Below are 15,437 nucleotides of genomic sequence, written 5' to 3'. Positions count from 1 at the left end.
CAAACCCATCGCCAGCAAGATGCGAAGAGCCAGATGGAACAGAGACTTCCTCTTCCAGCTCTTTACTCATATGCGATAGCCCTGCCCTCAAGGGGGGAGATTGGCAGCGTCGTCCATGCCGCTCTTCCAGATACGTTGAAGATTGGCGAAAGCGATGGTGAAAGTCGATCTCCCCCCTTGAGGGGATGGCCGGCAGGCCAGAGGGGGGTAGGCGCGCACTCACGCATTCCAAAGCCCCTTCTTCTTCATCTCCTCCATCTCTCGCGCAGCCCGTTCGCGTAGCCGCGCGTCGCGCAGCAGTTTTTCCACCGCTGAGTCGTCGGACTTGTCGGAATAGCGGAACTCGCTGTCGGCGTAGCGGTTGATCTCCTGCATGACCATGTCCATCGAGAACGGCCCGCGCAGTTCCTCGATCATCGCTTTCTTCTCGTCGTAGCCCTTGTGCATGAAGACTTCCGGCTTCTCGAACCAGTCGTCGGGCAGCTCGATGTCCATGGCGCGCATCTTGATGGCGTCGGTGACGTTCTTGATGGCGCGGCCGGTGAAGCGCGGCTCGGCATCCTTGATCAGGTGCAGATAGGTGCCGATGTCGGCCATCGATTTCGGCGCGCCGTTCTCTTTCATGTAGCGCTCGTAGACCTTCATCAGCCCGTCTTCCCTCGGCTTCTCATGCTCCTCATAGGCTTCGGTCACGGCGCGCTGGACCTCCTGCGCGGCGTAGAGCTTGTGGTCGCCGAGCGGTATCTTGTGGTTCTTGCCGGCAAGCAGCACGAAGATGTCGATGTAGTCGTCGCGGCTCTGCGGCCCGTCGACCAGCCAGCGCGCGCCGGCGCGCTGGCGCAGCGCATCGTCGACGTTCTCGGGATAGTTGGAAAACATGCCGAACGAGCAATTGCCGCGCACCACGGTGGCGGCGCCCGCGAAGGCATCCATCAAGACGCCGGTGATCTCCTGCTGGCCGGCCGAGGCGCGGTCGTCGGAGCGGCGCGCCGCCACCTGGTCGATGTCGTCGATGGTGCCGAAGCCGATGACGCGCGGGTTCAAGACATTGTTGATGAACTGACGGCAGTTCTGGCCGGACTTGCCCTGATAGGACGAGATCTGGTCGACGCCGAAATTCTCATAGGCGAAGGGATAGCCGGCGACCTGACAATAGCCGTTGACGAGGCCGGCGATCATCTGGATCAGCGTCGTCTTGCCGGTGCCGGGCGCGCCGTCGCCGATGAAGGTGAACAGGAAGCCGCCGAGCTCGACGAACGGGTTCATCTCGCGCTCGAAGTCGTAGGCCATCAGCATCTTGGCGAGCTTGACCGACTGGTATTTGGCGATGTGATTGCCGACGACCTCCTCCGGCTTCTTGAAGGTCATCACCAGCGGCTTGGAGCGCTTGCCCGGGGCAACGTCAAAGCCATCGAGGGTGAAGTCATCGACATCGATGCGGATATGGGCGTTCTCGAACGGGCCGATGCCGTCGAAGCGACCCTTGCGGGCCAAAAGCCCATCGATGGCGACGCGGGAAAAGGCCCGCGCCCTGGTCATCAAGTCGGCATCATCGGACGAGCCTGAGATCGCCTTGTCGAGCCCGGCCAGGATCGACTTCACCGCATCTTGCGGCGTGTCGAACAGGAAATCCGGCTCGGGGATATCGTTGGGTGCCTCGCCGTCGCTGTCGATCAACTGGAACAGATAGGAGGCGAGGCTGAAGGCGGAGACGTAGGCCGAGGCCGACAGAAGCTTCTTGAAGGTGGACGCCTCGTCGCCCTCGAGCGGGGCGCGGGTGTTCCTGGCCTGCAGGCTTTCGAGGTCCGAGCCTTCAGCAAAAACGTCCGATATTGCGAGCGCGATCGCCGTGCCGCGCCGGGCCCGAAACAGAAGCGTGTGCTGCGGGATGGTCAGCAACTGATCGTCGGGATGGACGGCGCCGACGGTCTTCGACAGCTCGACCTCGCGCGTGCGGCGCACCGAGCCGACCGAGACGGTCGAGACGAAGCGGCGATTGGTGCCGGCAAGTGCCGTGCCGGACTCACGTGACGGATCCTCCAGCACGACAATGCGGGTGATGAAGCTCTGCGCGGTGGCGCGGTGCTTCTCGATAGCAGCTTCCGGGATGGTGGTCAGGCCGGTATCCATGAAGGGTGCTCCGTGGTGTGACGGTCAGACGTCTGAGATGACCTGCCCGTTGGACAGGATGTGAACCTTGTAGCCGGCAAAAATCTTCTGCGCCTCGCCGACGGCGTAGAGTGCCTGGTAAGCTTCGTGCGGGATCAGCGCGTGGTTTTCGTAGCTCGACACACCCTGGCGCGCGGCTTCCAGATCGTCGGTGTTGATGAAGAATTCCTGCGTCGTCTTCTCGCTTGAAAACAGCCCCTTGCGACCGGGCTTCTCGGCTTTGGAATAGACCTCCTGGATGGTCCAGGTCAGCAGCCAGGCGTTTTCCGGCTTGCGCACCTTGGCGAGCACCTCGGTCACCGTCGAATTGTTGTCGGTAATGCCGGCCGAATAGAATGGACCGAGCACGACGCGGCGCAGCTGCTTGGGGTGCAGCGGCTCGAAATCCTTGTCGAGGTTGACCGCGATGGTCGCTGGCGACAGCGTATAGGCCGAATTCTTCTCGGTGAAATCGTCGAAACGATGGGCGAGCTCGGGATTGAGCAGGCCATCGACCGGCAGAGGGATGTCGATCGTCTCGTTCAGCTTGCCGTTTCTGTCGACAAGCTGTCGGACCATGTCTTCGGAAGAATCCTCGACCGTCACCATGTAGACCAGCGGCAGGTTGGCGCTGCCGTCGAACGTCGCCCAGTGGACGAGATAGTAGGGACGCCCCGTCTTCGGGTTGACCGAGACCTTGGCCGTTTGCGCCAGTGTGAACGAGCCGAACGTGTTTTCGCTTTTCACGTCCTCAAGGTAAAGCCGTTCGGCCATCGACTTCTGCAACGCCTCGGGGAACTCCTTGTGGCGCAGGATGAAGTCGGCCATCTCCTCGCGCAACTCGCCGGCCAGCGGAATGTTGGCGAGCCGTGCGTCCGCCTGGCGGCGGTCATTTTCCAGTTCGAGCAGGTTCTGGAACACCGGAAATCCGCTCTCGGCGCGCGAAATGCGGAAAGTGTCCATGAAGCCCAGCCGATTGCGCCAGCAGGAAAAAGACTTGTCGAGCCGGGCGATGTATTCGGCGACGATCTTGGCGACGATGCCATGCCGGTAGAGCGGCGAGCGATCGTCGCGCATGAACACTTCAAGGCCGCTGAGCGCGGCCGTGATGGCAGAGAAATACCGTGCCGCCGCTTCGTTTTCGGGGGTCATGCCTGTACGCTCGCGGGCCGTTCTGCCACTCCTAGGACTGCACGTAGTTTGCCGAGTTGTGCTTCTTCAACACCTCGTCGAAGCGGCGGGCAAAGGCATCGTCGGCCAGCTTCTTGCGGCGCTGGATGTCGGCGGTGGCGACCATGTTCTTCTCGTGCATCTCGAGCAGGTCGCCGATGTGCTTTTGCGAAGCAGCGCCGATGCCGGCCATGGTTTCCTCGGCGGTGTTGTCGACCTGGCTGCCCAGCGTGTTGATCTTGTGGGCGACGTCCTGCTGGGCGGCGGTCTTCAGCGAATCTTCGAGCGCCTTGTAGAGGACGATACGTTGCTCGGTATCGATGGTCAGCTTGTTGATCAGCGTCGACTGCGCGGCGATCTGGTTGTTGAGCGAATCGACAAAGGTCTGGAACATCGAGGTGTAGCGCTCGAGCGTCTGGCTCTCGGCCAGCAGTTCCTGTTCCTTGGCTTGCTTTTCATTGTATTCCGTCGCCAGCTTGGAGCGCTCGCCTTCGAGCTGCGTGCGCTCCTTCTGGCTGGTCGAGGCGGCGATCTTGTTTTCGATGTCGAGCAGCATCGGATTGAGTTCCTCGATGCGCTTTTGCACAGCTTCGAGGTTGGTCATGGTGGTCTTGCGCCGCTCGATGACCTGCGACAGGCTGGTCTCGGACGTCTTGTAGCGCTGGTCGAGAACCCCTTTCTGGGCCTTCAGGATGCCGACGATGGTGTCGGACTTGACCAGCAGTTCCTGCAGATTGCCCGCTAGCGACATGTTGCGGACGCGGTCGGTACGCATGCGCTGCTTGCTCTGGCTGGAAAAGACGCCGATGAATTTTTCCCAGCCGGTGTAGTTCTTCATGCTCTCGAACTCGGCGCCGAAGACGTTGGTGGCGTCCTCCAGCCCGATGATCAGGTCGGCGATGTTGCCTTCCATGACCTTCTGCTGCTTCAGCACATCCTCGATGCGGGCGTTCTCGATGTCGAAATTCGCGTCGCCGATCTTCTTGTCGGCGGTGGCGAGCGTATCAAGCACGGTGCCGGACTGCTCGATCTTGCTGCGCATGTCCTGCACGACCTGCTTGGTCTTGGCAATTTCGGCATCGAAATTCTGCAATGTCGCCATTGGGGCCTCCCGCTTCGGCATTACGTCGCTGGTCGCGAACAGCGGCGAATATATGTGGGGCATCCGGGGATTGAAAGACGCAAGACAAGACCCGCCCCGAAAACAAAATATTCGGTCACGGTCTTGCAAGGCAATGGAGGCGAGGTCATGGCGTGACTAGCCTGCCGGTCAGTCATAGTTCAACTGCCATTGAACTTTAATGCCGCAACACGACGGCGCACGGGATGCCTTTGTAGTTGGCAAATCAATACAGCAATAGCGGCGGCGACATGCGAAGCGAACGCCGGCGTCACAGAGACGTGCGTGCAGCGGGTCAGGGCTTGGGATCGGCTTTCAGATAGGCGATGACGTTGGCGATGTCGTCGTCGTTGGCCAGGCCGGCAAACGCCATCCTGTTACCGGGCACCTTGAGCCGAGGTGCCCTGAGATATTCGGCAAGGTTGGCTTCGTCCCAGACCAGGCCGGCGCCACCGGCGCTCTTCATCGCCTCGGAGTAATGACCAAGAAAGCTCTCGGCACTACCGGCTGCGCGGCCGACGACGCCCATCAAATGCGGACCGACCTTGTCGCGGTCGGTGGCTGCTTCATGACAGGCGATGCACCGGCTGAAGACCTTCTTGCCAAGGGCCGGGTCGCCGCCGGCATTGGCGGCAAGCGAGGTGGCAAGGAGAAGAATGCTGGCGGACGAAGCGGCGCGAAACATGGCTGACCCCGAAGAGCTCTGGCTGGCGGCGTTGTAGGACCGAGACCTTAACAAACGCTGCATCGCGGCGCGATTGCGGAAGATGCCGATCGGGTTGCATCGGGCCTGGGCAAGGTCACCGGGCGTTCAGCCTTTGATAAAGCCGATGAAGTCGTCGGGCGCGGCGCGGCCCATCTCTTCCTCCCAGTGGCGACGGCAGAGCGAGACGTAAACGTCCTTGCCGATCGCCACCTGCTCGCCCTGACGCGCCACCTTGCCGTCAGGTCCAAGGCGCACCACCATCGTCGCCTTGCGGCCACAGCGGCAGATGGTGCGCACTTCGCGCAAATCGTCGGCGATGGCCAGCAGCGCGCGAGAGCCGGAGAACAGATTGCCCTGGAAATCGGTGCGCAAGCCGTAACACATGACCGGGATGTTCAGCCGGTCGGCGATGCGGGCGAGCTGCCAGACCTGCTCCTCTTCGAGAAACTGCGCCTCATCGACAAAGACGCAATGCACCGATGTATGCGCGTGATGATCGGCGACGCGGGCGAACAGATCGTCACCGTCGCGGAACATCTCGGCTTCCGTCTCCAGGCCGATGCGCGACGAGATCAGGCCGGTATCGCCCTTGCGGTAGTGACCGGCGACGAACAGCATCGTGCCCATGCCGCGCTCGCGATAATTGTACGACGCCTGCAACAGCATCGTGGTCTTGCCGGCGTTCATTGTTGCATAGTGGAAGTAGAGCTTAGCCATGCGGCCCTTTACGGTCTGTTGATATTCAGGTGATGCCGGCCTGCAAATGGCGGTTCCTGCGCTTCCGGTGCTCACGTAGCCAAAAGTACGCTCCGCTCCGGTTCTCGGAGTCCACCATTTTCGTCTCGGCCTGACCTGAATCTAAACAGACCTTATGCCGACTTGGCCTGATACGGGGAGGGGCCACGGCAGGCTTTCCCCGAAAAAGCCGCCTCGCTCCTGAAAAAACTGTCTGGCCCCTGAAAAACTGTCTGGCAAGACAAAAGCGTCAGCCGTGTCGCTGATTGGCCAGTCTGCGCCGTTGATCGTGATTGCCTTAGTGCTTGAAACCGCACCAGAATGGTGTTTGGCTGACGAAACAAGGCGGGCAGAGAAACCGTAGCTATGCTTCGCCAAAGAATCACAATGGGAGACTACCTATGTCGCGTATGAACTCTTTCGTCGCCGGCCTCGGCCTGGTGGCTTTCTTGTCCACGAGCGCTGCCTTCGCCGGTGATCCGGCGAGCTGCAAGGCGGTGCGTCTTTCCGATGTCGGGTGGACCGACATCCAGGCGACGACCGGCATCGCTTCCGTACTGCTGACCGCACTCGGCTACGAGCCGCAGGTGATCCAGCTATCGGTTCCGGTGACCTATGCGTCGCTGAAAAACAAGGACCTCGACGTCTTCCTCGGCAACTGGATGCCGTCGATGACCAACGACATCAAGGACTACACCGCCGACGGCTCCGTCGAGACCATCAGCGAAAACCTCAGCGGCGCCGGCTATGGCATCGTCGTGCCGACCTATGTGGCGGACGCCGGCGTCAAGACGCTGACCGACCTCGGCAAGTTCAAGGACAAGTTCAACGGCAAGATCTACGGGATCGAGGCCGGCAACGATGGCAACCGCATCATCCTCGACATGATCAAGAACCCGAAGGACAATCTCGAAGGCTTCGAACTGGTCGAATCCTCGGAAGCCGGCATGCTGACGCAGGCCGAGCAGTCGATGAAAAGCAATGAGTGGATCGCGTTCCTCGGCTGGACGCCGCATCCGGTGATGGGCGCCATGAAGATCACCTATCTCGATGGTATGGGCGACAGCGGCTTCGGCGCCGCCACCGTGCATACCAATGTGCGCAAGGGCTATACCACCGAGTGCCCGAATGCCGGCAAGTTCATCGCCAACCTGAAGTTCAACCTCGATATGGAAGGCGAGATGATGGACGCGATCCTCAAGGGCGGCGACGCCAACACGGCCGCGACCGACTGGTTGAAGAAGCATCCGGACGCGGTCGCTCCGTGGATTGCCGGCGTGACCACTTTCGATGGCGGTGACGCGGCCGCGGCGGTAAAGACCGCACTCGGGAGCTGAGCCGACTGTGAATCCGACATGACCCGAGCGAGGGCAGCCATATAGAAAGGGCTGCCCTTTTTCATATCCTGTGACAAGATGACTGTCCGGCAAGGACGGCGACTGCCAAAGAGGGGCTAGATGGATCCGATTTCAAAATTCTTTGTCGGTTACAAGATTCCCATCGGCGAATGGGGCAAAGCGTTCTTCACCTTCCTCACCGACAATTTCAACACTTTCTTCCGCGGCCTCTCGGGCGGCCTCAATTTCCTGCTCGACGGCGTGGTCGATATGCTGCTGCATATACCGCCCGTCCTTCTCATCGCCCTGATTGCGCTGCTTGCCTATTATCTGCAGCGATCGAGAGGCCTGGCTGTGGCGGTCTTTTTCGGATTGCTGTTCATCCTCAACCAGAACCTCTGGAAGCAGACTGTTGAGACGCTGGTGCTGGTGGTTGCCGCTGCCGCCGCGTCGATGGCCATCGGTGTGCCACTCGGTATCTGGGCGGCTCACAAGCCGAAGGTCTACCGGATCATGCTGCCGGTGCTCGACCTGATGCAGACGCTGCCGACCTTCGTCTACCTGATCCCGGTGCTGACGCTGTTCGGCCTTGGCAACGCGCCCGGCCTCATCGTCACCATTATCTTCGTCATCCCGACATCGGTTCGTCTCACGCATCTGGGCGTCGTCTCGGTGCCGAAGTCGATCATCGAGGCAGGCGAGGCATTCGGCGCCACCAAGAGCCAGCTGCTCTGGAAGGTGGAGCTGCCATCGGCCCTGCCGACCATCATGGCCGGTCTCACCCAGTCGATCATGCTCTCGCTGTCGATGGTGGTGTTCGCGGCTCTCATCGGTGCCGGCGGCCTCGGCACCGAGATCAACCGGGCGCTCGGCTCGCGCAAGATCGATCTCGGCCTTGAAGCCGGCCTGGCCATCGTCGTGCTGGCCATCGTGCTCGACCGCATGACGCGCATCGGCGTTGGAGGCAAGAAATGACCGTCGCCGTTGATTTCAGGAACGTCGATATCGTCTTCGGCGCCGATCAGGCCGGATCTTTGGCGATGATAGACGCCGGCGCCAGCCGTGCCGATATCCTCGAAAAGACCGGTAATGTGCTTGGCTGCGCCGGCGCCAGCCTGACCGTGAACGAGGGCGAGATCTCGGTGCTGATGGGCCTGTCCGGTTCGGGCAAGTCGACATTGCTGCGGGCGGTCAATCGACTCAACGTGGTGTCGCGCGGCCAGGTCCTGGTCAAGGATGGCGACAAGACCGTCGATGTCGTCACTTGCGATGAGGCAACCTTGCGGCGCCTGCGCCAGAAACAGGTGGCGATGGTGTTCCAGCAGTTCGGCCTGCTGCCGTGGCGCACGGTGGAGGAAAATGTCGGTCTCGGCCTCGAACTGGCCGGCGTGCCGGAGCTGGAGCGCAAGGAACGCGTGCAACGCCAGCTCAAGCTGGTCAATCTCGACCAATGGTCGAAGAAGTACGCGCATGAGCTTTCGGGCGGCATGCAGCAGCGCGTCGGCCTGGCCCGTGCGTTCGCCACCGAGGCGCCTATCCTTCTGATGGACGAGCCGTTCTCGGCACTCGACCCGCTGATCCGCACCAAGCTGCAGGACGAGCTGCTGCAATTGCAGGCCGAATTGAAGAAGACCATCATCTTCGTCAGCCACGACCTCGAGGAAGCGCTGAAGATCGGCAGCCACATCACCATCATGGAAGGCGGACGCATCGTGCAGACCGGCGCGCCGGAAGACATCGTGCTGCGGCCCGCCAACGACTATGTCCGCGACTTCATCGCCAATGTGAACCCGTTATCGGTGCTGACCGCCTGGAACGTGATGCGCGATCGCCGCGATCTGGAACACGGCGACAATGGCTGGGTCTGGCTCGATCGGCGCAAGACGACGCGCTTCAAGATCGACGATCACGGGCTGGTGGCGGCGGCCGAACGCGACGGCAAGCCGGCGGTGTGGGTGTCATGCGCCGACGTCGAGGCCCAGCCCGAGGAAGTAGCGCAGGTGTTCTGGGCCAATCCCGGCACGTCGCTGAAAACCGTCATGCTGGCCATGCACCGTTCGCAGACCGCTCCCGTGGCGCTGTTCGACGACCAGTCGCGCTTTGTCGGCGCCATCGGCATCCGCGATGTGTTGAGCGCGGTGCTGCGGCGGTAAAGCTCTTCGGATACCGAAGTCGACGAGGCGCTGCGATTGAACGCGCCTCGTTCTATGTCGCCAGCGGCAGGCGCAGCTGCGTCAGCAGGCCACCGCCCGGGTTGTTGGACAGGCTGACCTCACCGCCGGCGGCGCGCGCGATGTTGCGGGCAATGGTCAGGCCGAGTCCGAGACCGCCGGTCTGGCGGTTGCGGGATTGTTCGAGGCGCACGAAGGAGCCGAACACGGCGTCGATCTGCGCCTGCGGTATCCCCGGTCCTTCATCGCGGATGGTGAGCAGGATCATGTTTTCCGATCGGCGCAGGCTGAGATGCGCCTTCTTGCCGTAGGTGACCGCGTTCTGCAGCAGATTGGTGACGCAGCGCTTGAGCGCGACCGGCCGGGCCATGCAGATGAGGCCGCGTGAGCGGGTGTCATCTTCAAACGACACGTCCGGATAGGCGTCGGCGATCGACTCCACAAGCGACCAGAAGTCGATGCGCTCGTTCTTCTCCTCGGTCACCTCGAAGGTGGCGAAGTCGATCACCGAGCTGGCAATGCTCTCGACATCGGCGAGATCGTGCGCCAGCGCCTCGCGAACCGCCGATTTGCGCAATAGCTCCAGGCGCAGGCGCATTCTGGTCATCGGCGTGCGTAGATCATGCGCAAGTGCAGCCGCCAGATGTTCGCGATCCTCGACATATTCGCGCAGCCGGGCCTGCATGGCGTTGATCGCCTTGGCGGCGGCACGGACTTCGCGGCTGCCCCCTTCAGCGATCGGCGGGCTCTTCAGATCCTTGCCGATCCGGTTCACGGCGGTTTCCATCATCCGGTAGGGCGCCGTCAGCCGGCGCAACGACCAGATCGACATGATCACCACCAGTCCGGCGATCAGCGAATAGAGCGGCAGACTGTCGAAGCTCAGGATCGGGCCGACAGGCGTGATCGGCTCGGTGAAGTTCAGCCATTGGCCGTCGGCGAAACGCAGCGACGCCGTCAGCTTCTCGCTCTGGGCAAAGTTGGCGGCCAGCACCAGAAGGTCGCGTTCGACCTGGCCGATATCGGGCCCCGGCGCCGTGCCGTCGGCGTCGTCGGCCTCGCGCGTCGCCGGGTCGCGCCGCACGCGCGCATCGGTGATGCCGAACTTCGACAGTCGGCCGACAAGGATGTCTTCGAGTTCCGCCAGTTCGTCGTCGCTTGCGATCGACGAGGTGACCGCCGGCGTGTCCGAGATAGTGAGCGCGTAAGTGGAATTGAACAGGCCTGTCGCCGTCGCCTTGCGTTGCTCCGGCGTGGCGTCATGCATCAGCTGCACCAGAGAAAAGGCGCGGTCGTTGAGGCGGTAGAGGTCGACGATGCCGTTGGCGACGGCGCGGTCGCGCGACACGATATAGAGGGTTGCGACCTGACTGATCAGCAGGCCGGCGATGACGATCAGCAGCACCCAGACAGGCAAGGTCTGCGGCAGGAAACGTTTCATTCGGAGGTCGTCTCAGGCAGAAACTGGTAGCCGCCGCTGCGCACCGTCAGGATGAACTGGGGCGTTTTCGGGTCGTCTTCCATCTTACGTCGCAACCGGCTGACCAGGATGTCGATGCTGCGGTCGAAGGAGTAGTCGCTATCGCCGCCGGACAGTTCGATGAGCTGGTCACGGGTCAGCACGCGCTGCGCGCTCTTGACGAAGGTCTGCAGCAGGTTGAATTCGGCCATGGTCAGTTCGACCCTGACATCGTCGGGCGCGATCAGCCGGCGCCGCGAGCAATCCATCGTCCAGCCGGCGAAGCGGTAGATCTGCCTGGTGGTGGCGCGCTTGGGCTCGGCGCCGCCATTGCGGCGCAGCACGGCGCGGATGCGCGCCAAAAGCTCGCGCGGATCGAACGGTTTGGGCACATAGTCGTCGGCGCCCATTTCCAGGCCGACGACGCGATCGGTGGTCTCGGTGACGGCGGTCAGCATGATGATCGGCGTCGAATACTTGGCGCGCAGGTCGCGGCACAGCTCCAGCCCGCTCTTGCCGGGCAGCATCACGTCGAGGACGATGAGATCGACTTGCGCGCGGCGCAGGATGGCCTCCATCTCGACACCGTCGGCGGCAACCGAGGTGTGCAGGCCCCGCTTCTGGAAGAATTCCTGCAGCAGGTCACGAATGCCCTTGTCGTCGTCGACGATCAGTATGTGCGCGTCGGATTTCACTTGAGCCCTGTCGTTGTTGATTGCCAAGCCGTTCTGTCGCCACCCACACGATAGAATTCAGGCCATATGTTGGCCAGTGGTGATGATGGGTTCACACCGGCTTTCTCAGACACAATCCAGAAACAAAATTCTACAGTTCAGAAAAACTCCTGAAAAATTTCAAAGGCATAACTGATCTCGTGGCGGTCAGGTCATCGGCTGCGACGCTAGTCTCCGGGTTTACGGATAAACCAATGCCAAGGTTGTCGATCAGTTTGTTGGGTGCGTTGCTGGGCCTTGGCCTGGTCACCGCCGCTGCCGGACAATCGGACGCAAAGGCGCCGCTCACTCGGAGCGAACGGTGCGCCAATCTCAGCCACCAATTTGATGAAGCCCTCGAAACCCATGCCACGGCAACGCAGGTCACCGCGGCAAAGGCACTTCAAAGAAAGGGTAACCGGTACTGCGCCGCCAAGAAACAGGCGCAGGGCATCCGGATGCTCGCCAATGCTTTGAAGCTGCTTGGGGTGACACCGAACGACCCGGTTCAGTGACATCAGAAGTTCGACCCGCATAAAAAGGAAACGAAGCCATGAAAAAGTCCCTCCTGTCCGCCCTCGGCCTCTCCGTCGCTCTCGCCTTCTCGATGCCGGTTCTCGGCAACGCAGCCGCCACCACGACCGCTGCGCCGGCTGCTGCCACCACGACCACCGCTCCGGCCGCTGCCGCGACGACCACCGCTCCTGCCGCCAAGGCTGCTCCGAAAAAGGTCGCCAAGAAGACTGTCTGCAAGGTGACCAAGACGCACAAGTGCCCGGTCAAGAAGGCGCCCTCGAAGGCGGCCCCGAAGGCTGCTCCGAAGAAGCCCTGATCAGCTTCGAGGTCAGTTCCAGCAAGGCCGTTCCAGCCGTAAATCGGCTGGGACGGTCTTTTGCCAAGTGCATGGTCGATAAACTGAACACGTATCTCGATCGCGCTTAACCCGTTTGCAACGCCAGTTGTGTAGGACAATCCGCATGAAGAAGCGGCTTTCGTCCATTCTGCGCTCGTTGGTGCTTGGTGGCCTGGTTGCCACCGGTATCTCCAGGGTACTTATCCTGTTCACCGCCAGCCCGGTGCCGGATCCGGCGAGCGGGCGCACCGAGCCTTCGCTTTTCGCGCCGGTCATTTCCACCAATTGGGACTACATCACGCCGGCACAGACCTGGTCGCTGATCGTGCTGACCGGCGCGACCCTGATCTGTATCATTGCCTGGCCGATCGCAGCCTTCCTGGAACGCCGGGCGGATGCCGGGGGAAAACGCTTCCGGCCCGGCCGTTGAACGGCAACCGACAGTTTCCCACATAGTGAGTGCCGCGCTCGCCGGACACCGGTTGGCGCCTCGATCAAAATGGACGACCGCCTTCCCCGGTGCCAGAATGGCGGCCACATCGCTCACGCAAATTGTCAGTTCCAATGCCTGAAATCACCACAAAACCGCGCGTACAGGTCAAGCCGCAGATCGAACGGCCGAAGCTCTACAAGGTCATCCTCATCAACGACGATTTCACCCCGCGCGAATTCGTGGTGACGGTGCTGAAGGGGGAGTTCAAGCTCAGCGAAGACCAGGCGCACCGGGTGATGATCACCGCGCATCGGCGCGGCGTCTGCGTCGTCGCCGTCTTCACCAAGGATGTCGCCGAGACCAAGGCGATGCGGGCTACCGATGCCGGCAAGGCCAAGGGCTATCCGCTGATGTTCACGACCGAGCCGGAGGAGTAGGGCTGCTCGCTCTCTCCCTTCTCCCACAAAGGGAGGTGGCGCTACCGTCCCTCGCGATACCACATCGAACCCATCGCCAGAAGCAACAGGCCGAGACCGAGGAAGCCACCGAAAAGCGGCACGCGCGAGACGGCCTTGAGCACGCTGTCGTCCGTGGTGCGCAGGCCGATCCAGTCGCTGCCGGACGCGGCGCCGGCCGAGCGCACCGGCACGATGGAGGGCAGCGTCACGTCGCTGCCAAGGGTCGAGGACGACGCCAGCCGGCGCACGCTGCCGCCGGTGGCTTCCGCCGGCGCCTTCAGCCGGTTTTCGGTGGAGATGACATCTGCGAATTCCGGTGCGTTGACCGGTCCGACATGGGCGAGCGCGGTCAGGTCGCCATTGGCAACCTGATAAAGGCCGATCTCGTTTGTCTCGACACTGCCAAGGAAAACGCCGGGCTCGGATTTCTCGAGCTTGACGGTCAAGGTCTTGCCGGAAGGGGTGATGATCTGGGCGGGGCCGGGATCGTCGGCCATCGTCTGGCGACGGATTTCCAGCACCATGCCGCGACCGTCGGCGGTCAGCCGCTCCTCCTCCAGTTCTGGCTCCTTCATCAGCCAGTGCGCGATGCGCCGATAGAGCTGGACATGCGGGCCGCCGCCTTCGAAGCCGCGCGCCCAAAGCCAGCCCTGGTCGGACAGAAGCATGCCGACGCGGCCTTCGCCCTTGCGGTCGAGCAACAGCAGGGGCCGGTTGTCTGCGCCCTTCATCACCACCTCGCCTTCCGGGTTCTGCACGCCGATGGTGCGGAACCAGCGGCTCCAGTGCGGCGGCTCGGCGGCCGAGCCATCCAGGCCGCGCGTCACCGGATGGCGCTGGCCAAGATCGGTGAGGCGGGGATAGAAGGCCTTGTCGACAACCTCGCCCGTCGGCATCGCCGGCAGGGCCGACATCAGCGGCGTGCGCGCGATGGAGCTTTCACCGGCATATTCGGGGCCGGCCGCGATCAGCAGCGCGCCGCCCTTTTCGACATATTCGGAGATGTAGTCGTAATAGAGGATCGGCAGCACGTCGCGGTGCTGGTAGCGGTCGAAGATGATAAGGTCGAAATCCTTGATCTTCTCGACGAACAGCTCGCGTGTCGGGAAGGCGATCAGCGACAATTCATTGATCGGCGTGCCGTCCTGCTTTTCCGGTGGGCGCAGAATGGTGAAATGCACGAGGTCGACAGAGGCGTCGGATTTCAACAGATTGCGCCAGGTGCGCTCGCCGGCATGCGGCTCGCCGGAGACCAGCAGCACACGCAGGTTCTCGCGGATGCCATCGATGAGCGCGATGGCGCGGTTGTTGGTGTCGGTCAGTTCGCCCGGTTCGCGGTCGATGGCGAGTTCGACGATGTTGCGGCCGGCAGCGGGAATGGTCACCTGCAGCGGCATGGCCTGGCCGACGGTGGCATGCTCGACCGCGACCTGCTCGCCATTGACAGAGACCCGCACGTCAACCGGACCGGTCTCGTTTTCAGTCGAGATGACGCGGTAGGTCATGTCGAGCGGCTTGCCGACGAGGCCGAAGCGCGGCGCATTCTCGAAGCGGATGCGGCGATCCTTTTCGTGGTCGTTGCCAGTGATCAGCGCATGCAGCGGGGCGTTGAAATCGGGGGCGCCCGGAGGCGCATCATGCACCTCGCCATCGGTGATCATGATGGCACCGCCGATGCGTGACGGCGGGACATCGCGGAAGGCGCCATCGAGCGCGCCGAACAGCCGTGTCTCGGTGCGCTCCTCGGCTGCCTCGGACTTGCCGGCCTCGACGACGCGCACGTCGAACTGCTTGAAGCGGCCAAGACGCTCCTGCAGCCCGGCCAGCGCCTCGTCGGTCTGTTTCGTGCGGTCGCCGATATCCTGGCTCTGGCTGCGGTCGACAACGAGGGCGACAATGCTTTTCAGCGGGTCGCGCTCCTCGTTGAGGAACACCGGGTTGAACAGGGCGGCGGCGAGCGCCATCAGAGCGATGAAGCGAAAGACAGAGCCGCGCTGACGAAACCACAGGCCGACCAGCGCAAGCAGCGCCAGCGGCACCAGCGCCAAGATCAGCCAAGGCCAGGAGATCAGCGGTTCGAAAGAAATCGACCAGTTCATTCCTTACCCTCCCATTTGGGAGGGTCGATCCGCGG

General features: G+C 62.3%; 15 protein-coding genes. 7 read left to right on the top strand and 8 right to left on the bottom strand.

Annotated features, from left to right (window positions below; all coding sequences use genetic code 11):
- Positions 1 to 219 precede the first annotated feature (219 nt).
- From NKI20_RS05745 to NKI20_RS05725, 5 genes are all read right to left on the bottom strand, one after another.
- Positions 220 to 2,130, bottom strand: coding sequence for an AAA family ATPase (locus NKI20_RS05745; protein WP_352829029.1), 1,911 nt, complete (start codon positions 2,128 to 2,130; stop codon positions 220 to 222).
- 24 nt (positions 2,131 to 2,154) lie between these two features.
- The gene (locus NKI20_RS05740) at positions 2,155 to 3,300 is read right to left on the bottom strand and encodes a hypothetical protein (protein WP_352603517.1); all 1,146 of its coding nucleotides are present in this window, start codon (positions 3,298 to 3,300) and stop codon (positions 2,155 to 2,157) included.
- A gap of 31 nt (positions 3,301 to 3,331) precedes the next feature.
- Positions 3,332 to 4,420, bottom strand: coding sequence for a hypothetical protein (locus NKI20_RS05735; protein WP_023760687.1), 1,089 nt, complete (start codon positions 4,418 to 4,420; stop codon positions 3,332 to 3,334).
- 313 nt (positions 4,421 to 4,733) lie between these two features.
- Positions 4,734 to 5,123 carry a c-type cytochrome gene (locus NKI20_RS05730; protein WP_352829027.1) on the bottom strand — a complete coding sequence of 130 codons (390 nt, stop codon included), beginning with the start codon at positions 5,121 to 5,123 and terminating at the stop codon, positions 4,734 to 4,736.
- A 126-nt stretch (positions 5,124 to 5,249) separates the two neighbouring features.
- Positions 5,250 to 5,861, bottom strand: coding sequence for a thymidine kinase (locus tag NKI20_RS05725; RefSeq protein ID WP_352603515.1), 612 nt, complete (start codon positions 5,859 to 5,861; stop codon positions 5,250 to 5,252).
- Positions 5,862 to 6,280: 419 nt separating this feature from the next.
- On the opposite strand from NKI20_RS05725, the gene NKI20_RS05720 reads away from it, so the two are divergent.
- The 3 genes from NKI20_RS05720 to choV all read left to right on the top strand — a co-directional run bounded on the left by NKI20_RS05720 (position 6,281) and on the right by choV (position 9,369).
- Entirely contained in the window at positions 6,281 to 7,216 is a 936-nt protein-coding gene (locus tag NKI20_RS05720; RefSeq protein ID WP_352829025.1) for a choline ABC transporter substrate-binding protein, read from the top strand.
- 120 nt (positions 7,217 to 7,336) lie between these two features.
- A complete protein-coding gene (gene choW, locus NKI20_RS05715; protein ID WP_023760691.1) occupies positions 7,337 to 8,191 on the top strand; it encodes a choline ABC transporter permease subunit in 855 nt (284 codons plus the stop codon).
- Positions 8,188 to 9,369 carry a choline ABC transporter ATP-binding protein gene (choV, locus tag NKI20_RS05710; protein ID WP_352829023.1) on the top strand — a complete coding sequence of 394 codons (1,182 nt, stop codon included), beginning with the start codon at positions 8,188 to 8,190 and terminating at the stop codon, positions 9,367 to 9,369. Before choW ends, choV begins: the two co-directional genes overlap by 4 nt.
- 52 nt (positions 9,370 to 9,421) lie before the next feature.
- Here the strand turns inward: choV and NKI20_RS05705 are convergent, their stop codons facing one another.
- Together NKI20_RS05705 and NKI20_RS05700 are read right to left on the bottom strand one after the other, a co-directional pair.
- On the bottom strand, positions 9,422 to 10,828 hold the full coding sequence (locus tag NKI20_RS05705) for an ATP-binding protein (RefSeq protein ID WP_352603513.1): 1,407 nt from the start codon (positions 10,826 to 10,828) through the stop codon (positions 9,422 to 9,424).
- Positions 10,825 to 11,541, bottom strand: a complete 717-nt coding sequence (locus tag NKI20_RS05700; RefSeq protein WP_352730502.1) for a response regulator — start codon at positions 11,539 to 11,541, stop codon at positions 10,825 to 10,827. The genes NKI20_RS05705 and NKI20_RS05700 overlap by 4 nt, the downstream gene beginning before the upstream one ends.
- Before the next feature lie 233 nt (positions 11,542 to 11,774).
- Between NKI20_RS05700 and NKI20_RS05695 the strand changes: the two genes are divergently transcribed.
- From NKI20_RS05695 to clpS, 4 genes are all read left to right on the top strand, one after another.
- Positions 11,775 to 12,074 carry a hypothetical protein gene (locus NKI20_RS05695; RefSeq protein ID WP_023760695.1) on the top strand — a complete coding sequence of 100 codons (300 nt, stop codon included), beginning with the start codon at positions 11,775 to 11,777 and terminating at the stop codon, positions 12,072 to 12,074.
- A gap of 38 nt (positions 12,075 to 12,112) precedes the next feature.
- Entirely contained in the window at positions 12,113 to 12,391 is a 279-nt protein-coding gene (locus NKI20_RS05690) for a hypothetical protein (protein ID WP_023760696.1), read from the top strand.
- Positions 12,392 to 12,536: 145 nt separating this feature from the next.
- Positions 12,537 to 12,842, top strand: a complete 306-nt coding sequence (locus NKI20_RS05685) for a hypothetical protein (RefSeq protein WP_352829019.1) — start codon at positions 12,537 to 12,539, stop codon at positions 12,840 to 12,842.
- Between the two features lie 134 nt (positions 12,843 to 12,976).
- Positions 12,977 to 13,282 carry an ATP-dependent Clp protease adapter ClpS gene (clpS, locus tag NKI20_RS05680; RefSeq protein WP_023760698.1) on the top strand — a complete coding sequence of 102 codons (306 nt, stop codon included), beginning with the start codon at positions 12,977 to 12,979 and terminating at the stop codon, positions 13,280 to 13,282.
- Positions 13,283 to 13,323: 41 nt separating this feature from the next.
- Here clpS and NKI20_RS05675 read toward each other — a convergent pair whose 3' ends face one another.
- Positions 13,324 to 15,402, bottom strand: a complete 2,079-nt coding sequence (locus NKI20_RS05675) for a hypothetical protein (protein WP_352829017.1) — start codon at positions 15,400 to 15,402, stop codon at positions 13,324 to 13,326.
- Positions 15,403 to 15,437 lie beyond the last annotated feature (35 nt).

Source organism: Mesorhizobium sp. M0830 (genome assembly GCF_040319965.1).
In the GTDB taxonomy this organism is placed as follows: domain Bacteria; phylum Pseudomonadota; class Alphaproteobacteria; order Rhizobiales; family Rhizobiaceae; genus Mesorhizobium.
This window is presented reverse-complemented; position numbering and strand designations above follow the sequence as displayed.